Source organism: Bacillus sp. FSL K6-0073 (assembly GCF_038006085.1).
Classification (GTDB): Bacteria; Bacillota; Bacilli; order Bacillales; family Bacillaceae_G; genus Bacillus_A; species Bacillus_A cereus.
The window spans coordinates 2,976,452-2,998,897 of sequence record NZ_JBBOUN010000001.1 but is presented as its reverse complement, the minus strand read 5'-3'; the positions used below and the strand labels follow the sequence as shown (position 1 = coordinate 2,998,897).

Sequence of the window (22,446 nt, the reverse complement as noted above, 5' to 3'; positions counted from 1 at the left end):
TTATTAAAGTGGAACGGTTTTATGTTTCGTGTTCGAATAGATTCATATAAAGTTACTCCTTGTGAGAATTGTTATTTATATATTCGGGTTAATTGAGTGAAAATCCTTTGAGGGTATAAAAGAAGGCAGTTGTTTAATGAAAAAATAAATTGAGTTATCTAATTTTATAGTGTAATTGTTCATCCATACGCATAAAAAAATTATTCTCTCCATAAAATAGTAAAATTATATTGGAGGTTGAATTGTGAAAAAATTTAGTGTATTTTCAATAACATTGATGACTTTTGGAATGTTATTATTTGGATTAAATAGGATAATAGATAGCTATTCTGAGCCTATTATCCTATTAGGGTATATTTCTTTTTTAATTGGAGTGGTTCTGAGTATTATAGCGATTGCTAGACGTGAAGATGGAAGATTAAAATTCATATCACTTATCTCTTTCTTTGTTCTCCTGTTTTTCATTACTTGGTTTGAGTCGTTTCAGGTACTACGAATTATTACTTGGCTAAAAAATATCTATTAAAATTTAAATTGTTGGTAAAAATGGGAAACCTTAAATTTAGGTTTCTTTTTATTATATTCGATTATCAATATTAAAACTTATTAGAGCCATTAATAAAAGAAATAGATATATAAACCGAGTGTAAAAATATTTTAATTCTTTGAAAACATTCAGCGATTTAGTATTCTTTATATATGGAATATTTTGTTTATGCAAAAAGAGGGCAAGGTGCTATATGAAAAGAATGAAAAATGTAATGTTAGTATTGTTATGTTTCTTATGTTTAAGTGGGTGTAATTATAAAGATGACGATCAGGTGAAAAAATATGTGAAAAAAAAGCACGGAATTGATGTGATTGTAACACATTGGGGTGCTATAAACGAAGGGAATATGGGGCATACATATCATACTGTTCAAGCAAAAAATAACAAAAATATTCAATTTAGAGTAGAGGTAGATGGCTTCCTATATTCAAGAATAAAAGGTGATGAATATCAATACGGAAAAAAAACATATGAGGAATATAAGAAATTTAAACTAATGCTAGAAGAAATTAAAAAATTAGGTTACGTGGAACCTGAAAATAAAAATGTTTTTCAATATATAGTGGATGATGATATAGAGGAGAAACCAACGGATAAGTTATTATTAACTTTAAAAACGAGTGACAAGATTGATTACAGTCAATTTGAATCAAAAGAATTAGATCGTTTATATGCTCTAATTCAATTCATTCAGAAGAGTAATAGAAAGATAACAACACTTGAAATTGAGGATTATAATGGTGAATCTATAGGTTTCCCTTTTCAAAATGTGCAAAAAGCTATAACGAAAGAAGAACTGCTTTTAACAATGAAAAACACAGTAAGCGGTTATTGGACATATTTGATTCAAACTGAAACAAAAGTAGGCGTAAGGTTAAATGAAATTCAAAATGATCGTTTTGTAATTGAGGATATTACTTGTCCACACCCGAAAGACGGCAATTGTCTAGAGTATGAATTGACTTTAGTTTTCAATGACAGTGAGATAAAATATAGAAATGATCCATATGTAATAGATGATTTGAGAAAGGTAGTCACTATTCTTAAAGAAGAACTATATAATAAGGAATTTAACATATATTTAAGGAACAAGGATGGAACAAGTTATTCACTCTGGCTATCATCCGAAAAAATTAAGGAAAGTAATAACATAGAAGAGTTAGTAAAATAATGATATAAAGAAGAAATTTAAAGTACTTTTTATGTTTGTTATTTCTGTATTCAAAAGGAAAACCGCTTATGCTTCATTTTTGAAGCATAAGCGGTTTTGTTTAAAATACTTAAAAAGAAAAATTTTTTGGTAAAGTACCACTTTTTATTACTGTTCTTAGCCCATGTTTTATAATCCAAGGATTAATAGGATGCTGTTTATCACGTAATTGCTGTAACCACTGAAAAACGAGTTCTTTATCTTCTTTCGTAATATCGTTAATATGATTGGCTACAGATTTTTGAACATATTTAGAAGGGTCATTCATTAATGGTTCAAGAAGCTGTAAATTGTACTTAAAATCACCTTTTAGAGCTCCTGTTTTTTTAGCCCAAGGAAGTCTTGGTCTCGTACCTTCAGAAACTAATCTTCTAATGTGGCTGTTTTTATCATGAATCCACTTTTGTAATATGTTTAGTGTGTCTTCATGGTATGTTTGAAGAAAAGGCCGAATGGCATATTCAGCAGTATTCTTTTTTGTTATTTCATACATGGCGTTGAATGAGGTTTCAAAGTCGTTAAGTCCATATTTTTCAATGTATTTTGCAAGAGGCATGTACATATATCCGTTTGTAAATGTGCCTACTTCTGTTGTATTTTCTGGGCCTAATGTTTTTAGTAATATATGTATTGCTTCATTAAAATCTTTTTGTAATGCATTATGTAATTCATCTGCTATTACTTCAATACGTTGTTTTAACCCTAAACCTTCAACTTTACATGTTACAGAGGATACAAAGTTTTTTTTAGAGAAATTCGGATCGTATTTACAAATAGAATCAGCTATTTTTTCTGCTAATTCTTCGCTAAATAAAAATTTTAACGGAACATAATTACCCATTTTTTCACCTCGGTGGTCAAATGAAAACAATTTTTATTTTTTAATCGACAAACCATAAACTAACGTCTCACTCGGAGTCGTAATACTAAAACCAGTCGTCTTATAATCAAGCTTCACTGTATCACCAGTGTAGTCTTTCGTGAATGAATCCATTTGTACGATAAGATCTGCATCTTCATATACAACATCATCTGCGTTATATGTATCCAAAATTAAATCGACATCAACGAAAATACTACAAGAGTTCGTCATTGTTCCTCTAATGCGAACGATCTTTTTATCTTCAAGTTCTAATCTATGTATAGCTGCTTTCGCTTCATCAGTAATGCGAATGTTCATTGTATCCCAACCTTTATTTATATTTCCTTTATTATTGCAAAAACAGGAGCAATAGGGAAGCAAAGAGGTTTGCAACAAAAAACGAGCAAACAAATTTGTTTGCTCGTTTCACTTTATTTTAGTTCACATTTATCAAGTGGAATCACTTTCGTTTTTTTCGTAAATTTATATCCTAACCATAGTACTAAGAAGAGTGGTAAACCGATGTAAGAAACAAGTACGCCGTTCCAATCGATTGATTCACCCATAAATGCGCCATAGTTTTGTCCTAAAATTACGATAATACAAAGAGTAAATGCGAAGAGTGGACCGAATGGGAACCATTTTGCTCTATATGGTAAGTCATTTAAATCTTTTCCTTGTGCGATATATGCTTTACGGAAACGGTAATGACTAATTGCAATTCCGACCCATGCGATAAAACCAGACATTCCGGATGCGTTTAATAACCAAATGTATACAACTCCGTCACCGAATAAAGAAGCAATGAAAGCAATACTACCAACAATTGACGTTACGATTAACGCGTTAACAGGTACACCGCGGCTATCTAATTTACCAAGAAACTTTGGTGCTTTTCCTTGGCGAGCTAAATCCCAAAGCATACGAGTTGATGCATACATACCAGAGTTACCAGCAGATAGTACAGCAGTTAAAATAACAGCGTTCATAACAGAAGCAGCAAAGGCAACGCCCGCTTTTTCGAAAATAAGTGTAAATGGACTTACTGTTACATCACTTGCGGCAAGACTTTCAGTTGTATAAGGAATTAATAAACCGATAACGAGAATCGCAAGAATATAGAATAAAAGAATACGCCAAAAGATCGAACGAATTGCTTTCGGAATATTACGCTCTGGATCAGAAGTTTCACCAGCAGCTACCCCAAGTAATTCAGTTCCTTGGAAGGAGAAACCAGCTGCCATAAATACACCGATAATTGCCATGATACCACCGTTAAATGGTGCATCAGCAACAGTGAAGTTTTTGAAGCCAACAGTTTCGCCCCCCATAATTCCGAAAATCATCATAAAGCCGACAATTAAAAAGATAATAATTGTAACTACTTTAATAAGTGCGAACCAATATTCAGATTCACCAAACCCTTTAACAGATAAATAGTTTAAAAGGAAAATAATAGCTAAACATAATCCGCTCCAAATAAGAGAAGGGGTATCTGGGAACCAAAATTTCATAATTAATGTTACGGCCGCTAGTTCTGCCGCAATTGTAATCGCCCAGTTATACCAATAGTTCCATCCAAGTGCAAAACCAAGTGATGGATCAACAAATTTTGTTGCATACGTACTAAAAGATCCAGTAACAGGCATGTAAGCTGCAAGTTCAGCTAAGCTTGTCATTAAGAAATATACCATAATTCCAATTGCGGCGTATGCGATTAGTGCACCGCCAGGACCAGCTGAATGAATGACACCACCGCTGGCAAGAAATAGTCCGGTACCGATTGTACCACCGAGAGAAATCATCGTAAGGTGACGCGATTTTAATCCGCGTTTTAATTCACCTTGTCCTTGTGTAGTTTGCGTTTTAGAGGTAGATTGATTTGTTGCGCTATTCATGTTCAACACTCCTTTTCTTGTAGGTTAGGAAGGAGCGGGGGAGAAAAATACAAAAAACCGCCAAAGGAATTTGGCGGAACGTTTCACAAATAACCACCCCATCATACCCTTCCGTTAAGATAGCACCCCACGTTTACACGGTAATTTTGTAAACGTGACAGTTCTGTTCCTTTCGGAGACAGCCCCAGCTCATATTTCCAGAGAAGAAATATAAACTTCGGCAACTTTTCCTTTCAAACGGAGTCAGTGACATTCTCTGTGTCTCGTCCGTTTTACTATTAAAAGTCGCAACCTCTACCTCATCGGATTGATGAGGATTTATATATTGCTAAGATTTTTAATATATGGCAATTGTAATGACTTTCTGAATATATTGCAAGATATTTTGTTAGGAAAAGTCAAAAAATATCGGTTATTGTATAGGAAACGCTTGCAAAACTCCACCCGAACCTACTATTATGTAGCAATAAGCAAAGAAAAAATTGTTATACAAATGTTTCGCAAAAAATATTGAAAAACCCTCTAAATAAAAAGAAAATTCAGAAAAATATAATTCGACATTCATGATAAAGTCATATTATTTGTTATAATTAGAGTAACGTAACGTTTAAGCAAAAAGGGGAAATCAAAATGAAATTAGAAACAGAAAGGCTCTATATAGTGCCGTGTACAGAAGAGAGGATTCAAGTTGCTAACGAGCAAGGATATAATAGCGGTCCGCATATTGTAGGGCATGTAGAGAATGTAAAACAAGATGCGGCTTTATTACCATGGGGGGCGTGGTATGTTTTTCGGAAAGAAGATGATAGCGTTTTAGGAGATATTGGATTTAAAGGGAAACCAAACGAGGATCAAACAGTAGAAATTGGCTATGGATTTATTGAGAAATATTGGAATCAGGGCTATGCAACAGAAGCTGTAAAAGAACTAATCGATTGGGCTTTCAAAACAGGAGAGGTAGAAACAATAATTGCAGAGACACTCATAGATAACTATAGTTCGATGCGTGTTTTAGAAAAGTTACATATGAAGAGAGTAAATGCTACAGAAACGATGATTAATTGGAAAATAGAAAAATAAAAAATACCGCTCTAAATTGAGCGGTATTTTTTTATAGTTATGGTAGCATTTGCTTCTGATCATTTGGATACTCAGCCGTTGATGCGTTAGGACGATTGGAATGATTTCGAACAGCAATGAAAATAGAAATAATAACGACAAGACCAACTGCAACGTAAGAAAGTGAAATAACAGTTGGATCCACTTTAAATGTAGTAAGCAGTGTACGAATATTTGTAAAGATAATAAGACCACCAACTAATACGCCAAGTAAATGGGGTGGAACGATGCGGACTAACCATGCAGCAATTGGAGCTGCGACAATACCGCCGAGCATTAAGGCAAATACCCAAACCCAGCTTACTTGTTCCCAGCCAAGTGAAATGAAAAAGCCGATTGTTGCAGCGAGTGAAACAGGAAATTCACTCGTATCTACAGATCCAATAACTTTTCTAGCTTCATTTCCTCTTGCTAGAAGAACAGGTGTCGTAATGGGCCCCCAACCACCGCCACCAGTTGAATCAACGAATCCAGCGAATAAACCAAGCGGCACAAGTTGTTTTGCAGACATACGCTTATTTGAAGTGACAATTTGTTTTTGAATGATGAATCGTAATAAAATATAAACCCCTAAAGTAAATAAAAATACGGAAATGTATGGTTTGATTACATCTCCGGGCAAATTACTTAAAAAACATGCCCCAACAAATGCGCCGATTGCCCCAGGTAATGTAAGCCTGGAAACTGTATATTTATCAACGTTTCCAAATTTGATATGAGATGCGCCGGAAGCTGCAGTTGTAACGACTTCAGCTAAATGAACTGATGCAGATGCAACAGCTGGTGCAATACCAAACATTAATAATAAAGAGGAAGACGTTACTCCATACGCCATTCCAAGTGCTCCATCGATCAATTGAGCGAAAAATCCAATAATAGCAAAGACAATTAATTTCTGCATAAATAATCCCCCTGTAATAATAAATGAAAAAGACACTTTTCCCGTATGAGAAAAGTGCCTTTGGTTTTTCCAATCAGCAATAATTAAATTTGTTTCATTATAATACATATTAATCGTATAAATCAACTAGGTTTTAAAGTTTTTGAATTGAATGAAAGAAAAATAAAATATACAATAAAAGGATGGAGAGAAAGGGGAGAAAGACATGTTACGATTTGATCATCTCGTTCACGCAGTTCATGGTACACCGGAGGAAGCGGCAAAACAAATGCAGGAACTTGGATTTCATACTGTATTAGGCGGAGAGCATAAGAATTGGGGTACTTGGAATAGTTTAAGTTATTTTGATTTATCATATATAGAATTTTTAGCAGTTCAACATGAAGAAAAAGCGAAAGAAGCAGAAAATCCATTAGTACAAGAAACAGTGATGAAACTACAAAATGGAGAAGGAATGCTACAAATCGCGATCCGAACAGATGCAATTGAGGAGCTAGCAGTTAACTTTAATAAGTACGGCTTACATACGATAGGGCCATTTGAAGGGAAACGTATGAGAAAAGATGGCCGACTTTTAGAATGGAAAATGTTATTCGTTAAGCAAGAAGAGAACGGACCGAAATTACCTTTCTTTATACAGTGGAATGAAACGGACGAAGAAAGAAGAAACGATTTACGTAACAGTGGGACGATTACTGAACATAAAAACAAAGTGCAACAAATTGAAACGATTCATTACGCAGTAAAAAATGTTCGAGAAACAGTACGGAAATGGAAAGAAGTAATGGAGCTATCTACAAGCTCAGTTGTGAAAAATGAAAAATGGAATGCCGAGTGTCAAAGTGTAGTATTTGGAGATATTCATGTGCAGTTTTGTGAACCGATTGGAGAAGGGCTAGTACTAGAACATTTGAATAAGAATGGCGAAAATCTATTTGCAGTAGAGTTTAAAGGTGGAAATAAACGAGAACATGAAGTGCTAGGTAGTTTGTACATATATTAATAGAGGTGAACGTTGTGGAAGAAATGCTTAGAGAGATAGAGAGAATACTAGAATGGCCTCGTATTGCAACGTGTACAGCTATTTCAAAAGGTTTTTCACATGAAGAGAAGTATAAAATTGAATTAAAGAATCAAGAAACCTATTTTGTAAAAGTATGTGATGCTGTTCATTTTGAACGTAAACAAGAAGAATATACGTATATGAAACAATTAGAGTCATTACATATTCCAACACCCAAGTTAATTCATTTCATAATAATTGAGAAATTAAATAAATGTGTTCAAGTATTTGAATGGACCCGAGGTATAAATGGTGAAGAAGGTTTAAAGAAGTTATCGGTGGAAGAACAGTATAATGCAGGAAGAAAAGCAGGGGAAGTATTAAAGAGGATTCACTCAATTGAAAGAGAAAGTGCAAGTAATAAATGGGAAACATCTAGATGGAATAAATACGAAAGATACATAGAGGCACTAACAGATTACGAGGTGAATTTTCTGGATTTGAAGCCAGTATTAACCTTTGTAGAAAATCATAAAGATTTATTGGGAAATCGTCCAATAAGATTTTTACATGATGACTTCCATCCAGCAAATAGCATGATTCATAATAAGGAATTTATCGTTATCGATTTTGGTGGATATGATTTTGGTGATCCAATACACGATTTTTATAACGTAGCGATTTTTACTATAAGAATAAGTAAACCATTTGCGGTTGGACAAGTTCACGGTTATTTCGGAGGCGAACCATCGCTTCATTTTTGGAAACTGTATACATTGTACGTCGCGATGACATTCCCAGCGGATATCGTTTGGACGAATCGAAGTACACCGCATTTAGTAGATGATATGAAGGAAAGATTAAATGGAATTTTAGAAGATCATAATCATTTTTCATCTTATATTCCAAAATGGTATCAATCAAGCGAATTTAATAAATAAAGGAGTAATTTATATGGATAAAATAGCAGTAATTTCAGATATTCACGGTAATATTCAAGCATTAGAATCCGTGTTGAATGATATTAAATTAAGAGGAATCGAGCGCATTATTTGCCTTGGAGATTTAGTAGGAAAAGGACCTCATTCCAGTGAAGCAGTTGAAATCATTCGTAAAGAATGTGAAGTAGTCGTAATGGGAAACTGGGATGATTTTATTACAAAGCCGACTGAATTTGAAGCATTGAAATGGCATCAAAAACAATTATCGGAAGAACAAAATGACTATTTAAGAAACTTACCATTTTCAATCGAGTTTTATATGAGTGGGAAATTCATTCGTATGTTTCACGCTTCACCGAGAAGTTTATATGAAAGAATTCAACCACACGCTTCAAGAGAAGAACGTATTAGTATGTTCGAAAATAGTGATCTGACGGAAAATATAGAAGGGGAAAGAAAACCAGATGTCGTTTGTTACGGTGACGTTCACCAAGCATTCGTTCAAAATTTCAGAGGGAAAACGTTATGTAATGCCGGTAGCGTAGGAAACCCACTTGAAATAACACAAGCTTCCTATTTAATATTTGAAGGAACTTACAATGAAAAAGAAGCAGCGAGCTTTTCTATTCAACTTGTACGAGTACCGTATGATATTGAATTAGCTATCAGACTAGCAGAAGAACTCGAAATGCCAGAAATTGAAGAATACAAACAAGAATTACGGACTGCTTTATATCGAGGGTTTAAGGGAAAGTAAGCTAATAATATATCAACGATTTTTCAAATATATCTATCATAACTTAAAATATATCAATGATTTTTTCGAGATATCAGCGATTCGAGAAAGGATATCAATTTACTGACAAATAGTGACATGAATTATTATCTATAATTATATTATGTCAACTAATTATAAAGGGAGATATCATGAACCGAAAACAAAGAATCAAAGAAATTGCAGATCATATTGTAAAGCTAAACTTAACCCATCCAATAAGAGTTGGAGTAAGCGGTATTACAGCCTCAGGAAAAACAACATTTGCAAACGAACTAGCGGAAGAAATAAAAAAACGAGGATTACCAGTAACACGCGCCAGCATTGATGATTTTCATAATCCAAGAGTGATTCGCTATGCAAAAGGAAAAGAATCTGCAAGAGGGTATTATGAAGATGCAAACGATTATACAGCTTTCAAAGAAAGATTATTAATGCCTTTAGGACTTAACGGGAATTTACAGTATGAAACGATTTCTCATAACTTAATAACGGATATGCCTGTACATAATGAGCCGCTATTGGCCACGCAAAATATGATATTAATAGTAGATGGAACGTTTCTATTGAAAAAAGACGTTACGCATTTATTTGATTACAAAATCTTTGTAGATACAGATTTTGAGATTGCGAGAAAACGTGGTGCAAAGCGGGAGACAGAAGCTTTTGGAAGTTATGAAGAAGCAGAGAAGATGTTTTTAAACAGATATCATGCTGCCTGTAAGATGTATATAGATGAGCATAATCCAAAAAGTTATGCGGATGTTGTATTTCGGAATAGTGATTTAGCAAATCCAGAAGTTATATTTCAAGAGCGAAAGTAATACATAATCAAAATTATATGTATAGCCTTTTATTTATAGTTATAATTCTCTTATAATTAAATTAACTTTAGAAAGTAAAAAACGGGGGATAAGGCAATAAAAAAACGTAAAAAGGGGACAGGGAATAGAATGAATGAAGTACTAGAACTAAAAGAAGAACTACTACAAATTAAAAATAATAATTATGCTGTACCAGAAGACGTAGATGCATATCCATATGCGCAGTGGATGCTAGATTATATCGGATCACCTGACGCTGAATTACGTGATGATTTAATTTATAGTACGCTTCATACATGGATTACAAATGATGTGTTTAGACAAAAAGAATTACGAGGGTTAATGTTACAAGCAATTAGTCCTGATTATTTATTTTATAAAATTGGTGAAAAGGGAACAGACTCTGTATTTAAACGTGCATTCTCCGTATTAATTCCACCACTTATTTTATCTGTTCATGAAAGAGAACCGTTGTTATCCGAAGAACAACTGTACAGTGTAGCAGAACAAGTGCTGGAATATGTATATTTAGAAGAAGATGTAAGAGGTTACGTAGAAGGAAAAGGCTGGGCACACTCTACTGCACATGCAGCAGATGCGCTTGATGCGTTAGCACGTACAATCCAAAGTCGTGAATTTTCGTATGCGATTCTTGCAGCTGTTCGTCAGAAGGTACGCTTACATGACTACGTATACATTCACTTTGAGGATGAGAGATTAGTAGCACCAATTATGTCGTTACGTAACCAAAATCTTTTAACTGAAGAAGAGTGGAGCAATTGGCTACATAGCATAGCAATTGTTGAAGACATCCCGCATCCTCAATATGATATTTTAGTACAAAATATTAGAGCTTTCTTAAGAAGTTTATATTTCAGAGCTTTAGAGACAGAGGGTAGTACAGCCTTTACAGATGATATATTGGAAACTTTGAAGGATTTGCGTAGGTATTAAAAATTCGTTTTTCTAACAGAAAAGTACATAAAACCAACACCTCCCAACCATACTAATAAAATGTTTTGGAGGTGAGTTTAATGGACAAAAAAGACTTTGAAAAAGTATATAATGATTATTTACATCAAGGGGAAGAGCAAGCTCAATTTGAAATAGCTCAGGAAGTTACTTCAGGAGCAGAACAAATTGTTGCTGTTCGTAAAAATGATGAAGGTGATTTGATTGCTTTTAAAACAAGTAGCGGGAGAGAGTTAGATTATATGACTGCTCTTAGTGAAGCAAAATCAGGGAAGTTAGCTCATGTGGACGTATTTCATAAGTATGGCAGAGATATTATACGTAGTGAACCTGATGGAATAAAAGAAAATAACTTAGATAATTTACCTTCATTTTAAACGGGTAAACCTCAAGAAGAGAATGTTCATTACGATATTCTCTTCTTTGTTTTGCGAAGTTTTCCTTGCAAATAGACGATTCATTTTTAAAGTGCGATCATACTTTTAAAGAGCTCTCTAAATTTCTCTTTATCTTCTGCTGTAAATGGTTTCGGTCCCTTTGTACGTTTACCACTTTTTCGAACCATTGCACTTAAATATCGTGTTTGTAACAATTGTTCAATGTTATCATTCGTATACTTATAGCCTTTATGGTGTAGAACGATACAGCCTTTTGCTAAAGCGAGCGAAGCAAGACCGTAATCTTGTGTTACGATTAAATCTTCTTTTTTTGCTAACTGCATAATTCGGTAATCTGCAGCATCTGCTCCGGAATCAACATAAATTGTTTCTACACCTTTAGGCTGCTGAGCATTAGAATAATGAGAAAAGCTAGTAACTAGAGTTACAGGAATTTCTGCACTCGTAGCTTCAAAAATAATTACATCTTTTACAGGACAAGCATCTGCATCAACGTAAATTTTCATTTTTACCACTCCTATAAAGTGAAACTTTAATCAGTGGGGGGATTCACCCTCCACTGATTATTAGTTGAACCAATCGGGCATTTACGGGCAGTTAATCTCCCACCTAACTTCTTTGTTACAGCTGAATTTTGAGCTGGGAGTTTTATTGCCCGTTAATGCGGGGTAACTAGGTTCGTGTTGATAATAATGGTAGATTTTTCTTTTGTCAAACGATAGAGCTTTATGTAAAGTTATTTTTCACAAACCAAAATAGCCTCCCGCAAACGAGAAATACCTTCCTCAATTTGATCAATATCCACTTTTCCATAAGATAAACGAATATAACCATCTTTCGCGCCGAAAATACTACCAGGCATAAAAGCAATTTCTTGTTTTAAGCTTTGCATAATGAGTTGTTTTTCGTTTATCGGTTCTTTTAATTTTCCCCATATGTAAATACCACCAGTAGGGTTTGAAAAAGAGATTTTATCATGAAGTTGCTCGTTTAGAGCACGAACAATAACGTCTCTTTTTTCTGCTAGTTGTTTTCGTAACGGTACGATATGCGACTGAAATGGTACAGTTTCGAAAAACTGCTGCATAAGCCACTGCGGGAAAATACTCATTCCTAATTCTATTTGATGCCTTGCGTCGGATAACCTTTCTACTACAGATTGCGGAGCGACGAGCCAGCCGACTCGTAATCCTGGCGCAATCATTTTTGATAAAGAATGTACATAAATAACTGTTCCATTTTCATCAATCGATTTTAAAGTAGGGCAAGGTTGTTTCTTTTCTAGCGTAAGTAAACTGGACGGGTCATCTTCAACGATCGCAATTCGTAAGTCTGCACAAAGTGATAATAGTTTTTTTCTACGGTTTGGATGCAGCATCGTTCCCGTAGGATTTTGGAAATTTGGATTTAAAAAGATCATTTTAATACGGTGTTTTCTATATAATTCTTGCACATCATCCGGATTAATACCATGTTCATCGACAGGTAACGGGAAAATACGAATACCTGCTGATTGGAATAGCGGTAAGGAATAACAGTGCGATGGACTTTCGAAAGCGACGGCATCACCGGGATTTAATAAACATTGTACGATAAGGTGAAGTGCTTGCTGTGCGCCAGATGTAATCATAATGGATTGTTCAGTTGCCTCAACTTTTAAATATTCTTTCATATATTTTACGACCGCTTGTCTTAGCGGGAGATAGCCTTGCGGATGATCATAACTTAATGAATGCGTTAACGGTTGTTCTCGTAAAATCGTTTGTAGTTGATCATGAGGATAGAGATTACAACCGAGCTCTCCGTTTGCAAAATCAATAATGTTTTCATTTTGTTGTACTTCTGCCCGAATATGGCGAAGTAACGGTAAGTTTGGTAAAAACGTACCACCTTCTACGAAATTTCTCCAGTTCGGCGTTAATGTTGGAGAAACGCCCCACATATGTGTACTTACACGTGTACCTTTACCAGTCGTACTTTCTACAATTCCCATAGCACGTAACTCATTATAAGCAGTCGTTACTGTACTACGGTTTACATTTAACTGCGTAGCTAATTTCCGTTCGGAAGGTAGGAAGCTTCCTGGAGGAAGTTCTCCGTATGTAATACGTTTCTCAATAAAGTCAACAACTTGCTGATAAATAGGGATTTTACTGTCATTATCTAGCTTCCATTCCATAAAAAACGCCTCCGTATCTCTTATATAAATCCAGTATAGCAAATTGGCTGGGTAAAAAAACAGCCAATTGGACGGTGTTATATCCAGCCAATTTTACTATGCTAAATATGGAAGGGGAGATTCGGATGAAACGATGGCAAATGGAATGGCTCCTAGTATCAGTTGCGTTAGTATGGGGAGCAAATTATACAATAGGAAAGTATGGCGTGGCATTTATGTCATCCATTCAATTTAATAGTTTACGATTTTTAGTAGCATCACCGGTATTATTACTTATTACTTTTATGATGGAACGCTCATTACGTATTGAAAGAAAAGATTGGTTACGATTAGTAGCAGTCGGCATCGTTGGTACGACAATGTATCAAACGATGTTTATGCTATCCGTGAAATATACTTCAGCAACGAACGCCTCATTATTAATTGCGATGTCCCCTATTTTTACAGGGATATTAGCAGTATTGCACAAACAAGAACGTTTTTCGATGAAAGTACAAATTGGTTCAATCGTAGCGTTTATTGGTGCAGCATTCGTTTTATTAACAGGACACACAGGAGGAGCTACTTACGAGTATGCGTGGCTCGGAAATATAATTGGATTAGTCGCAGCAATTGCGTGGGGATGGTACCCAATTTTAGCACAACCTCTTATTACAAAGTACTCCGCAATGAGAGTCACATCATGGTCTACTTTAATTGGAATTGTACCTCTCGTTATATACTGTTTATTCAACGTAAACACACTAACGTGGCCAGTAGATACACCAAGCTGGGAATCACTAGCATATTCAATCGTCTTTGCGACCATATTCGGACTTGCAATGTGGTATGTCGGTATTAGTAAAATAGGCTCAACGAAAGTAATGGTTTATATGTATCTTGTGCCATTGTTTGCAGTGATCTTTGCGGCAGTAACCATTGGAGAGAAAATTAATGTGATGCAACTAGTTGGCGGGCTTATTATCTTCATCGGTTTATATGTTGTAAAAAAAGGTGGAATCAAAAAGCCAGCTCTCAATTTGAAAAAAGTAAGTTAACAATAAAAAGGATCTCTTTCATATAGAAGGAGATCCTTTTTGTTTTTGTAATAAAAGAGCTTGTTCAATGGCCCATTTTTGATGATCGTGTATGAGAAGCTCTATAGCATGCAATGGAGACATCCACCTTAGAACATGATCCTCCTCACAGTTTTCAGTTTGTTTCTGCACCATATTCGCAATATAAAAAAATCCATCGTTTAAATAATATATATCTTCCTTTTCTGCATAAAAATATCGAGCCGCATTACCGATATACTGATCAATTTTAATTGCCCATCCTAATTCCTCTAGTAGTTCACGGTGCAAACATTCTTCTTTTGTTTCATTACCTTCCATACCGCCACCAGGTAAAAAGTAACGGTCACCTTTTTGGATAACAGCAATCTTTGAAGAAGTTGAGTTGAAAATAATTGCATAACAACTAGGTCGTAATACATATTGCTCAGTAGGCTTTTTATAGCCAAAAGTAAGTTTAGATATCATAAAACACGTCACCTCTCTATAAAATACATAAAAGGAATAATAAGGTAAAACAAAATTGTATAAGTATAATCTTACGAGATTGGAGTGATAACAAAATGATAAATCGAAAGTGTACGCGCTGTAAAGAAATTACAGGTACATTGCACGGTGGTAAAAAAATTAAGGAAGAATTTCTATGTGAGGACTGTTTGCAAAAAGGAATTAAAAGCGGGGAAATCGAATTATCACAAGTGGAGCAAGAACAAACTTCGTATCTTTCTATAAAAATATTAAAAATAATGAGTGTGATTTATTTAATAGTATCTATTATAATCGCTATTTCTGCTGGAGCATTTATACAGGATCCAGGGTTTGGTGGAATATCCTTTTCAATAACAGGTGCAGTTGGTGTTATGATAATTGGATCGATATTCCAGTCTGTTCTCGTATTTTGCGGGATATGGGTATTTATCCTTTTAGTAGAAACAGTCATTAAAATTTATGAAAAAATGAAGTGAGTGAGAGGGAGAAACATATGCGAGTAAGAAACATCCAAGGGGAAGATTATGTAAAGATTCATTCTGTTTTAAATGATTGGTGGGGCGGGAGAGACATGGCTGCCATGTTGCCAAAATTGTTTTTCGTTCACTTTCAAGAAACGAGTTTTATCATTGAAGAAGAAGGAGAAACGTTAGGTTTCTTATGTGGATTTTTTTCACAAACATATAAAGATGAAGCATACGTTCATTTTATCGGTGTAAATCCGAAGTATAGAAGAAGAGGAATCGCATCGACATTGTATTCTTATTTCTTTGATGTCGCTCGTGCAAATAATCGTAAAGTTGTAAAAGCAATTACGTCACCAACTAATAAAAAGTCGATACAGTTTCATCAAGAAATCGGTTTTCGAATTGAGGCTGGGGATGATGAAGTAGAGGGTGTATCGGTACATACAAATTATGATGGGAATGGCTTGAGTAGAGTTTTATTTTTGAAAAATGTGTAGATAAAAGGGGAATGATTGCATGGATATGCAGCAACGGAGAATGTTAGTAGCAGGAATTGTTTTAGCAGTAGTGTTAGGGGTAGGCTATTTTTCGACAAACGTATTACAAACTTTCTCAATCGTATGTTTAGCAGTAGCGATTGTATTTGGGGTTATAGGTAGCATACAAAAGAAACGTCAAAACAAGAATTAAAAATTTGAAAATTTTATGATACCTCAAAAATTCTCGTTTTAGGGTATTTGTTTTTCTTAGCTTAATGGCGATTGGATTGTATCACAAATTCTATTAAATTAAGTTTATATCAAAACACCATGCTTGCCCTGTTGTTGCAGACATAATGATATCCTTTTTTATTTTGTTAATTTAATAGAAGTGAGTGGGATGTCAAAAGCAATTTCTGTAAAATAATTTCATCAAAAGAAGGGGATTTATATGCATTTTGAAAGAGATAGATATTTTTTGGAGATGGCATTGGAAGAAGCAGAAAAGGCATTAAAAGAAAATACATATCCAGTAGGAGCAGTTATTGTTGATGGAAATAATAATGTCATTGCAAGAGGAAGAAATAGAGTGCATCCACAAAAAGACATAACAGCTCACGCAGAGATAGACGCTATTCGCAATGCAGGGGAAGCAATGTTTGATGCAAAAATAAAAAATGAGAAGTTTACTATTTATAGCACGTTGGAACCGTGTCCAATGTGTACAGGTGGTATTTTATTCGCAAAAATACAGAGAGTAGTCTGGTTACTAAATGACGACTTAGGTTTTGGTGGATATAAAAAGATAAAAAATGCTTTAGTTTTCGAAGGGAAATTTAATAAAATCGACATAGTGGAAGAACCATTTGAAGACTTAAAAACAAGACAAAAAGAACTTATGAGACAATGGGAGCTAAATCCCAATAATATTATTAATTTGCGTAGGGCCATAAAAAAATAGTTGTTTCTTTCAATTAAATCGAGATACTGCCACATTACCATCAATTTAAAAAATATAGTGAAATTATATCGATTTAACAATAGAATATGGAAGAATCTATTACGAATAGAAAGCCGTCCTAAAAGTATTCTAGGATGGTTCTTTTTGTTGTGAGGAGATAAAGAGTATGGAGAATAAACAGAGTAGAAATGAGTATGTAAGACGCATACATAAGGTTCAAGATTATATAGAATCAAACATAGACAGTTCATTATCCATTGAAGAGCTAGCTGATATAGCAGGATTTTCGAAGTATCATTTTCATCGGATTTTTAAAGGAATAGTTGATGAGCCATTATCTCGGTATGTGAATCGCTTGAAACTAGAAAGGGCAACACATTTACTTACATATCGCGCAGACATGACGATTACAGATATTGCGTATCACTTCGGATTCACAGATTCAGCAGTTTTTTCCCGAACATTTAAAAATTATTACGGCGTAAGTCCGTCTCAATATCGAAACGATAATAGCAAGAATTGCAAAGACGTAAGGGGAATTCCTCAATACAATGAATGTAAGAAGGTTCGAGGAAATGTTGAAATTGTAACAGCGGATAATATAAACGTCGCATACATAAGACATACAGGTACATATGAAGAGTTAGCTATAGCTTTTCCAGAAATGATAGAAAAATTATTTCGTTACGCGGCGAAGAAAAACTATCATGTATTTGAGGATACGAAAGTATTAACCATTTACCACAATCATCATGAATTTACTGAGGACTATCATTTAAGAACAAGTTTATGTATAACAATTCCGGATGCGTCCGCAGTAGAAACGAGTGATATTGGAATAATGATAATACCTTCAGGCAAGTATACAGTAGGACATTTTGAAATATTCCAAGATGAATATAAGGGAGCGTGGGACTTTATATATGGTGAGTGGCTGCCAAATAGCGGATATAAACCGAGAGACTCGTATCCTTTTGAAGTATATAGAAATGACCCAAAGCAGCATCCAAAGCATAAACATATAGTTGATATATATGTACCTATCGAACCTTTTTAATTACAGGTTAAAGGGGAAAGAATAATGAAAACTGCTGAAAAGTTAGATCAGATTATAAAAGAAGAATATGAAAATATGAGTGGTATGTTAGTAGTGCGGAAAGGTAATGTTATTTTTGAAAAATATTATAACGATTACGGACAAAATGATACATTTCATGTAGCGTCAGTTACAAAAACGATAATCTCTGCGCTAATTGGAATATGTATAGATAAGGGCTATATAAAAAGTGTTGATCAAAAAGTAATAGAGTTTTTCCCTGAATATAAAGTAAAGTCATCTGAAGTAACAGTGCGACACCTACTTACAATGACAGCTCCATACCCTTTTGTAGACTGGCAGGAACCGTTAGAAGAATTATGTACACAACTAGACTGGGTACAGTATACACTTCATAGAATGGGGAACGGTGGAGAGATTGGAGCTTTTAAATATTCATCTGCAGGAGCTCATATACTATCAGCGATCATAACGAACGCAATAGGAAAAAATGCGCGTGAATTTGCGAATGAATACTTATTTCAGCCACTCGGCATGAGAGAAATTCCAAACTATAATATGAAAGCATTTGGATTTGATGACTTATTCGGAAAAGATGTGAAAGGATGGGTTCACGATCCAAATGGTATTTCGACGGGCGGCTGGGGACTAACGTTAACGGTTAGGGATATGGCTAAGTTTGGACAGATGTATTTGAATGAAGGTATTCATAATGGAAAACAAGTTCTATCAAAATCATGGATAAAAGAATCAATAGCGATGAATTCAAATCAATATGGTTACTTATGGTGGTTACGAGAAGAAGAGGGTGTCTATTCGTATTGTGCAATGGGTGATGGTGGGAATATGATTTGTTGTATTCCAGAGAAGGAATTGGTGGTGGTGATGGCTTCTGAAGTTGTGCCAGAAACAAAGGATAGATGGAGATTAATCAAAGAGTATATACTTTTAAAAGAGTAATGGTGAACTTGTAGAAAAATTTAAACGCTCCCCGTAACTTTCCGCAATAAAAAATCGTTAAACATTAGGAAGGGTTATTAATCACGAATGGGGGAGAACCATGAAAATTCTAATTCTAGGCGGTACACGATTTTTAGGAAGAGCATTTGTAGATGAGGCTTTACAGAGAGGGCATGAAGTTACATTATTTAACCGCGGAACAAACAAAGAAGTTTTTCCTGAAGTGGAGCAGCTGATCGGTGACAGAAATGGTGATGTATCAAGTTTAGAAAATCGAAAATGGGATGTTGTTGTGGATACATGTGGGTTTTCTCCGCATCACATTAGAAATGTTGGAGAAGTACTTAAAGATAATATTGAACACTATATATTCATCTCAAGCCTTTCCGTATATAAAGATTGGATTCCGCATGACATAAAAGAAGACTATATATTACAACCTGAACCGACGGAAGAGCAAATAAAGGCTGTAGAGAATGGTGAAATATCTCCTTATGAGCATTATGGTGCGCTGAAAGTATTATGCGAAAAAGAAGCAGAGAAGTATTGGCCGGGGCGTGTTTTACACGTAAGAGCAGGACTTCTTTCAGGAATGTTCGATTATACAGATCGACTTCCATACTGGATCGGGCGTGTAGCAAAAGGAGGTAACGTGTTAGTTCCAGGAAGAAAAGACCGTCCAGTACAGATAGTTGATATAAAAGACGTCGCAAACTGGGGACTAAACATGGCAGAAAACAAAAATGCAGGTACATTCAATGTAACAGGTCCGAATTATGATTTGACGATGGAAGAGCTATTAAATACGTGTAAAAAAGTTACGAATAGTGATGCTGAATTCGTTTGGATAGAGGAATCGTTTATGAATGAACATAAAGTGCAGCCTTGGACAGAGATGCCTTTATGGCTTCCAGAAACTTTTTCATTAGAAGGTGAAACGAAGCCGTGGAAAGGTGGATTTTCAATTAGTATTGAAAGTGTTGTTAAAGAAGGACTTACTTTTAGAAGGTTAGAACATACAGTTACAGATGTGTATGAGTGGATGAAGAGTGTGGAAGAATGGGAATTAAAAGCAGGTATTTCAAGGGAAAGAGAAAAGATGTTATTGGATAAGTGGTATGAAATAAAGAGAGTTTAAATAAGAATCTTGTGAAAAAAGGACTCTGTTTATTGCTTAAACAGAGTCCTAATATGAATCTACCACTCAAACGGTTCTTCTCCATACAGTTCCCATAGCTTAGGAAACATCTTTTTTAAACCTTCTTCATCGTCTTCATTCCAGTCAAATTCAAAATCTACATCGTCGAATTCTTCATTAGATAAGACATGGTAAAGTGTAAAGTAAGTATCATCTTCGTCACCAGTTTTTTCTGCATATACAGTGAAACCGAAATATAAAGAAAGTTCTTCTATTTCTGGGACGTCATACTCACTCGAATTTTCTAATACAGGAATTAATCGTTCTGGATCTTCAATACAAGCTTCGTATGTCTCTTTTCCTTGATATAATAACCATCCGCGGAAGTAATCGAAAGTATCATCTGAACAGCCACCCATAATAATATAGGCTGCTGCCCATAAACGGGAGGTATAGGAGTCTTTCAAAAGGCGATGCATATGCGTATCAAAAGCTACAATTTCATGTACTGTACGTTTAGCAAGGTGAGAAGTAAGCCATTCTATTTGTTCTTCTTGGTCCTCACCTTTCGTTTTTGCACGATGAAGTAGCTCCCAAAATTCTTCTTCGGTTATCGTTTTTTCTTTTATGTAATCTTCCCCAGGCAACGGGTCTGTATATCCTTTTTAACGTTTGGAAGCAACTAGTTTATTAGCTTCTTTCATACATTCTTCTTCTGTTTCAAACTCTTTCGCTTTCACACTGCCAGCTGTGCCAATTTTTCCGTAAAACACAACATAGTCTTTTTCTTTCACAACGATTTTCCAAAACTTATTTGATTTCTCAGTTTGCTGGATTAATAACGTTTCCATCCGTACCCCCATAATGTTTTCTAGTGTGCAATATGATTGTAACATATGTATATACACTTGTAATGATGAAAAATAATAGTTTAGAAAATTCAAAAACCATTGAATGGAGTGGATAAATTTAGTAACCTTATTTGTACAGTAATTACATAATTGTTTTGTAATAATTCGATATTTATATAAGGGGGCGTTACGGATGGATCTTACGTTTAAAGTTGAGGAAACATGTTTTAATTACCGCGTTGGAGCAATTTGTAAACATGATAATAAAATACTCATTCTGCAAGGTGACGGTGAAGATTTTTGGTATGTACCCGGCGGTAGAGTAAAAATGCTAGAGAATAGTGAAGATGCATTAAAACGAGAACTTGCGGAAGAGATAGGTGTTCCTATTAAAAGGAAAAGGTTAATATGGTCAGTAGAAAATTTCTTTACACTTTCTGAGCGAAAGTTTCATGAAATTAGTTTTTATTATGAAGTAGAGCTACATGAGTTACCTGCGAGTGGAGCGGATCAATATATTTTGGAAGAAGAGGGTAGAACGTATTTGTTTAGATGGGTGCCAGTAGAAGAACTGCATACATATAACTTACAGCCTGCATTTATAAAAGAGAAAGTAAAGGATGTATCAGTTCACACAGAACATATCGTATTACAAAAGTAAATGTATTCGGAGGGGAAAATGGTGAAGGGAACTAAAAAAGAGGTACATATAAATGACAAAGTAATTTATTACACACATATCGAAGAAGGTTCTAGTACCGTTTGCTTTATGTTTTCAGGTTCAGGATACAATTATGATAAGCCGTTATTTTATTACGCAACGATGTTAATGCTTGAACATAAAATAGATGTTGTACATATTCATTATTCTTATGATGGACAATTAATGAATAAACCAATGGAAGAAGTAACGAAAGTAATGATGGATGATATTAATCCTGTAATAAATGAAGTATTAAAAGATGAGCAATACAACGAGACTATGTTTTTAGGGAAGTCACTCGGAACAATTCCGATTGCAAATGATTTAATGAAGAGAGAAGAGTTCGCGCAGTCAAAAATGATACTACTTACACCTTTACTGACGTTTGATACAATTTTTGATTCTATCTTACATAGTCGACACGAAGGGTTTTTAGTTATTGGGGATAAAGATCACCAATACAATGCAGATCAAATTGATCAGTTATATAAAACGAATTTACAGATTGAAGTTGTCAAAAATGCAAATCATTCTGTAAATGTTGGGGGATATGAAACGGAAAATTCAATTGAGGCTATAGCGAAAATAATAGGAAAACTTAAAGAAGTTGTTAGGACAAACTAACCTATTAATACATGCAAAAGAGGTGCGAAT

26 protein-coding genes, 1 pseudogene and 1 riboswitch are annotated in these 22,446 nt (G+C 34.7%); of the genes and pseudogenes, 19 read left to right on the top strand and 8 right to left on the bottom strand.

Annotated elements, in window-relative coordinates; all coding sequences use genetic code 11:
• The first annotated feature begins 244 nt into the window (after positions 1-244).
• Together MHB52_RS15605 and MHB52_RS15600 are read left to right on the top strand one after the other, a co-directional pair.
• On the top strand, positions 245-526 hold the full coding sequence (locus tag MHB52_RS15605; protein WP_000714730.1) for a hypothetical protein: 282 nt from the start codon (positions 245-247) through the stop codon (positions 524-526).
• Positions 527-740: 214 nt separating this feature from the next.
• Entirely contained in the window at positions 741-1,721 is a 981-nt protein-coding gene (locus tag MHB52_RS15600) for a hypothetical protein (protein WP_061664452.1), read from the top strand.
• A gap of 109 nt (positions 1,722-1,830) precedes the next feature.
• On the opposite strand, the gene MHB52_RS15595 is transcribed toward MHB52_RS15600, so the two are convergent.
• The 3 genes from MHB52_RS15595 to MHB52_RS15585 all read right to left on the bottom strand — a co-directional run bounded on the left by MHB52_RS15595 (position 1,831) and on the right by MHB52_RS15585 (position 4,520).
• Positions 1,831-2,601, bottom strand: a complete 771-nt coding sequence (locus tag MHB52_RS15595; RefSeq protein ID WP_061664451.1) for a DNA alkylation repair protein — start codon at positions 2,599-2,601, stop codon at positions 1,831-1,833.
• A 33-nt stretch (positions 2,602-2,634) separates the two neighbouring features.
• Positions 2,635-2,940 carry an iron-sulfur cluster biosynthesis family protein gene (locus MHB52_RS15590; RefSeq protein WP_001026166.1) on the bottom strand — a complete coding sequence of 102 codons (306 nt, stop codon included), beginning with the start codon at positions 2,938-2,940 and terminating at the stop codon, positions 2,635-2,637.
• A gap of 113 nt (positions 2,941-3,053) precedes the next feature.
• A complete protein-coding gene (locus tag MHB52_RS15585) occupies positions 3,054-4,520 on the bottom strand; it encodes an amino acid permease (protein WP_001083387.1) in 1,467 nt (488 codons plus the stop codon).
• Between the two features lie 112 nt (positions 4,521-4,632).
• Positions 4,633-4,825, bottom strand: a riboswitch (Lysine riboswitch).
• Positions 4,826-5,150: 325 nt separating this feature from the next.
• Here MHB52_RS15585 and MHB52_RS15580 point away from each other — a divergent pair.
• On the top strand, positions 5,151-5,600 hold the full coding sequence (locus MHB52_RS15580) for a GNAT family N-acetyltransferase (protein ID WP_000764598.1): 450 nt from the start codon (positions 5,151-5,153) through the stop codon (positions 5,598-5,600).
• 37 nt (positions 5,601-5,637) lie between these two features.
• Here the strand turns inward: MHB52_RS15580 and MHB52_RS15575 are convergent, their stop codons facing one another.
• Positions 5,638-6,540, bottom strand: a complete 903-nt coding sequence (locus MHB52_RS15575; RefSeq protein ID WP_001170721.1) for a sulfite exporter TauE/SafE family protein — start codon at positions 6,538-6,540, stop codon at positions 5,638-5,640.
• A 205-nt stretch (positions 6,541-6,745) separates the two neighbouring features.
• Here MHB52_RS15575 and MHB52_RS15570 point away from each other — a divergent pair, with 205 nt between their 5' ends.
• The 6 genes from MHB52_RS15570 (at position 6,746) to MHB52_RS15545 (ending at position 11,432) form a co-directional block, all read left to right on the top strand.
• The gene (locus MHB52_RS15570) at positions 6,746-7,543 is read left to right on the top strand and encodes a VOC family protein (protein ID WP_061664450.1); all 798 of its coding nucleotides are present in this window, start codon (positions 6,746-6,748) and stop codon (positions 7,541-7,543) included.
• A 14-nt stretch (positions 7,544-7,557) separates the two neighbouring features.
• The gene (locus MHB52_RS15565; protein ID WP_001986396.1) at positions 7,558-8,484 is read left to right on the top strand and encodes an aminoglycoside phosphotransferase family protein; all 927 of its coding nucleotides are present in this window, start codon (positions 7,558-7,560) and stop codon (positions 8,482-8,484) included.
• 13 nt (positions 8,485-8,497) lie between these two features.
• Positions 8,498-9,241: a metallophosphoesterase family protein gene (locus MHB52_RS15560; protein ID WP_000357661.1), complete on the top strand. Its 744-nt coding sequence runs from the start codon at positions 8,498-8,500 to the stop codon at positions 9,239-9,241.
• A 170-nt stretch (positions 9,242-9,411) separates the two neighbouring features.
• Positions 9,412-10,083, top strand: coding sequence for a uridine kinase (locus MHB52_RS15555; RefSeq protein ID WP_061664449.1), 672 nt, complete (start codon positions 9,412-9,414; stop codon positions 10,081-10,083).
• Positions 10,084-10,212: 129 nt separating this feature from the next.
• Positions 10,213-11,037: a DUF2785 domain-containing protein gene (locus MHB52_RS15550; protein ID WP_061664448.1), complete on the top strand. Its 825-nt coding sequence runs from the start codon at positions 10,213-10,215 to the stop codon at positions 11,035-11,037.
• Positions 11,038-11,117: 80 nt separating this feature from the next.
• Positions 11,118-11,432 carry a DUF3892 domain-containing protein gene (locus tag MHB52_RS15545; RefSeq protein WP_000358163.1) on the top strand — a complete coding sequence of 105 codons (315 nt, stop codon included), beginning with the start codon at positions 11,118-11,120 and terminating at the stop codon, positions 11,430-11,432.
• An 86-nt stretch (positions 11,433-11,518) separates the two neighbouring features.
• Here the strand turns inward: MHB52_RS15545 and MHB52_RS15540 are convergent, their stop codons facing one another.
• On the bottom strand, positions 11,519-11,959 hold the full coding sequence (locus MHB52_RS15540) for a YaiI/YqxD family protein (protein ID WP_000708774.1): 441 nt from the start codon (positions 11,957-11,959) through the stop codon (positions 11,519-11,521).
• Between the two features lie 230 nt (positions 11,960-12,189).
• Positions 12,190-13,632, bottom strand: coding sequence for a MocR-like pyridoxine biosynthesis transcription factor PdxR (gene pdxR, locus MHB52_RS15535; protein WP_061664447.1), 1,443 nt, complete (start codon positions 13,630-13,632; stop codon positions 12,190-12,192).
• A 125-nt stretch (positions 13,633-13,757) separates the two neighbouring features.
• Here pdxR and MHB52_RS15530 point away from each other — a divergent pair, with 125 nt between their 5' ends.
• Positions 13,758-14,669, top strand: coding sequence for a DMT family transporter (locus MHB52_RS15530; protein WP_061664446.1), 912 nt, complete (start codon positions 13,758-13,760; stop codon positions 14,667-14,669).
• A gap of 18 nt (positions 14,670-14,687) precedes the next feature.
• Here the strand turns inward: MHB52_RS15530 and MHB52_RS15525 are convergent, their stop codons facing one another.
• A complete protein-coding gene (locus tag MHB52_RS15525) occupies positions 14,688-15,155 on the bottom strand; it encodes an NUDIX hydrolase (RefSeq protein WP_061664445.1) in 468 nt (155 codons plus the stop codon).
• Between the two features lie 95 nt (positions 15,156-15,250).
• Between MHB52_RS15525 and MHB52_RS15520 the strand changes: the two genes are divergently transcribed.
• The 7 genes from MHB52_RS15520 to MHB52_RS15490 all read left to right on the top strand — a co-directional run bounded on the left by MHB52_RS15520 (position 15,251) and on the right by MHB52_RS15490 (position 20,238).
• Positions 15,251-15,652, top strand: coding sequence for a DUF3980 domain-containing protein (locus MHB52_RS15520; RefSeq protein WP_000610505.1), 402 nt, complete (start codon positions 15,251-15,253; stop codon positions 15,650-15,652).
• 17 nt (positions 15,653-15,669) lie between these two features.
• The gene (locus tag MHB52_RS15515) at positions 15,670-16,140 is read left to right on the top strand and encodes a GNAT family N-acetyltransferase (protein ID WP_001266058.1); all 471 of its coding nucleotides are present in this window, start codon (positions 15,670-15,672) and stop codon (positions 16,138-16,140) included.
• 19 nt (positions 16,141-16,159) lie between these two features.
• Positions 16,160-16,333 carry a hypothetical protein gene (locus tag MHB52_RS15510; RefSeq protein WP_000367555.1) on the top strand — a complete coding sequence of 58 codons (174 nt, stop codon included), beginning with the start codon at positions 16,160-16,162 and terminating at the stop codon, positions 16,331-16,333.
• Positions 16,334-16,573: 240 nt separating this feature from the next.
• On the top strand, positions 16,574-17,083 hold the full coding sequence (locus MHB52_RS15505) for a nucleoside deaminase (protein ID WP_000545359.1): 510 nt from the start codon (positions 16,574-16,576) through the stop codon (positions 17,081-17,083).
• A gap of 166 nt (positions 17,084-17,249) precedes the next feature.
• Complete coding sequence (locus tag MHB52_RS15500) at positions 17,250-18,140, top strand: AraC family transcriptional regulator (RefSeq protein WP_000428664.1); 891 nt, start codon at positions 17,250-17,252, stop codon at positions 18,138-18,140.
• A gap of 24 nt (positions 18,141-18,164) precedes the next feature.
• Positions 18,165-19,100 carry a serine hydrolase domain-containing protein gene (locus MHB52_RS15495; RefSeq protein WP_016118175.1) on the top strand — a complete coding sequence of 312 codons (936 nt, stop codon included), beginning with the start codon at positions 18,165-18,167 and terminating at the stop codon, positions 19,098-19,100.
• A gap of 100 nt (positions 19,101-19,200) precedes the next feature.
• Positions 19,201-20,238 carry an SDR family oxidoreductase gene (locus MHB52_RS15490; protein WP_016118174.1) on the top strand — a complete coding sequence of 346 codons (1,038 nt, stop codon included), beginning with the start codon at positions 19,201-19,203 and terminating at the stop codon, positions 20,236-20,238.
• Between the two features lie 59 nt (positions 20,239-20,297).
• Here the strand turns inward: MHB52_RS15490 and MHB52_RS15485 are convergent.
• Positions 20,298-21,089, bottom strand: a pseudogene (locus MHB52_RS15485) (DUF4240 domain-containing protein).
• Between the two features lie 193 nt (positions 21,090-21,282).
• Between MHB52_RS15485 and MHB52_RS15480 the strand changes: the two are divergent.
• Positions 21,283-21,750, top strand: a complete 468-nt coding sequence (locus MHB52_RS15480) for an NUDIX hydrolase (protein ID WP_000366230.1) — start codon at positions 21,283-21,285, stop codon at positions 21,748-21,750.
• Positions 21,751-22,416 carry an alpha/beta hydrolase gene (locus tag MHB52_RS15475; protein ID WP_137026484.1) on the top strand — a complete coding sequence of 222 codons (666 nt, stop codon included), beginning with the start codon at positions 21,751-21,753 and terminating at the stop codon, positions 22,414-22,416. It abuts the gene before it with no gap.
• The last annotated feature ends 30 nt before the right edge of the window (positions 22,417-22,446 follow it).

Bases quoted from the DNA above. Each gene is read 5' to 3' on its own strand.
- MHB52_RS15480 (WP_000366230.1), top strand. From the start codon at position 21,283: ATGGATCTTACGTTTAAAGTTGAGGAAACATGTTTTAATTACCGCGTT.
- MHB52_RS15540 (WP_000708774.1), bottom strand. From the start codon at position 11,959: ATGAAAATTTACGTTGATGCAGATGCTTGTCCTGTAAAAGATGTAATT.
- MHB52_RS15530 (WP_061664446.1), top strand. From the start codon at position 13,758: ATGAAACGATGGCAAATGGAATGGCTCCTAGTATCAGTTGCGTTAGTA.
- MHB52_RS15515 (WP_001266058.1), top strand. From the start codon at position 15,670: ATGCGAGTAAGAAACATCCAAGGGGAAGATTATGTAAAGATTCATTCT.
- MHB52_RS15580 (WP_000764598.1), top strand. From the start codon at position 5,151: ATGAAATTAGAAACAGAAAGGCTCTATATAGTGCCGTGTACAGAAGAG.
- MHB52_RS15550 (WP_061664448.1), top strand. From the start codon at position 10,213: ATGAATGAAGTACTAGAACTAAAAGAAGAACTACTACAAATTAAAAAT.
- MHB52_RS15490 (WP_016118174.1), top strand. From the start codon at position 19,201: ATGAAAATTCTAATTCTAGGCGGTACACGATTTTTAGGAAGAGCATTT.
- MHB52_RS15505 (WP_000545359.1), top strand. From the start codon at position 16,574: ATGCATTTTGAAAGAGATAGATATTTTTTGGAGATGGCATTGGAAGAA.
- MHB52_RS15525 (WP_061664445.1), bottom strand. From the start codon at position 15,155: ATGATATCTAAACTTACTTTTGGCTATAAAAAGCCTACTGAGCAATAT.
- MHB52_RS15575 (WP_001170721.1), bottom strand. From the start codon at position 6,540: ATGCAGAAATTAATTGTCTTTGCTATTATTGGATTTTTCGCTCAATTG.
- MHB52_RS15560 (WP_000357661.1), top strand. From the start codon at position 8,498: ATGGATAAAATAGCAGTAATTTCAGATATTCACGGTAATATTCAAGCA.
- MHB52_RS15595 (WP_061664451.1), bottom strand. From the start codon at position 2,601: ATGGGTAATTATGTTCCGTTAAAATTTTTATTTAGCGAAGAATTAGCA.
- MHB52_RS15570 (WP_061664450.1), top strand. From the start codon at position 6,746: ATGTTACGATTTGATCATCTCGTTCACGCAGTTCATGGTACACCGGAG.
- MHB52_RS15545 (WP_000358163.1), top strand. From the start codon at position 11,118: ATGGACAAAAAAGACTTTGAAAAAGTATATAATGATTATTTACATCAA.
- MHB52_RS15555 (WP_061664449.1), top strand. From the start codon at position 9,412: ATGAACCGAAAACAAAGAATCAAAGAAATTGCAGATCATATTGTAAAG.
- MHB52_RS15585 (WP_001083387.1), bottom strand. From the start codon at position 4,520: ATGAATAGCGCAACAAATCAATCTACCTCTAAAACGCAAACTACACAA.
- MHB52_RS15520 (WP_000610505.1), top strand. From the start codon at position 15,251: ATGATAAATCGAAAGTGTACGCGCTGTAAAGAAATTACAGGTACATTG.
- MHB52_RS15590 (WP_001026166.1), bottom strand. From the start codon at position 2,940: ATGAACATTCGCATTACTGATGAAGCGAAAGCAGCTATACATAGATTA.
- MHB52_RS15600 (WP_061664452.1), top strand. From the start codon at position 741: ATGAAAAGAATGAAAAATGTAATGTTAGTATTGTTATGTTTCTTATGT.
- pdxR (WP_061664447.1), bottom strand. From the start codon at position 13,632: ATGGAATGGAAGCTAGATAATGACAGTAAAATCCCTATTTATCAGCAA.
- MHB52_RS15475 (WP_137026484.1), top strand. From the start codon at position 21,751: ATGTATTCGGAGGGGAAAATGGTGAAGGGAACTAAAAAAGAGGTACAT.
- MHB52_RS15510 (WP_000367555.1), top strand. From the start codon at position 16,160: ATGGATATGCAGCAACGGAGAATGTTAGTAGCAGGAATTGTTTTAGCA.
- MHB52_RS15500 (WP_000428664.1), top strand. From the start codon at position 17,250: ATGGAGAATAAACAGAGTAGAAATGAGTATGTAAGACGCATACATAAG.
- MHB52_RS15495 (WP_016118175.1), top strand. From the start codon at position 18,165: ATGAAAACTGCTGAAAAGTTAGATCAGATTATAAAAGAAGAATATGAA.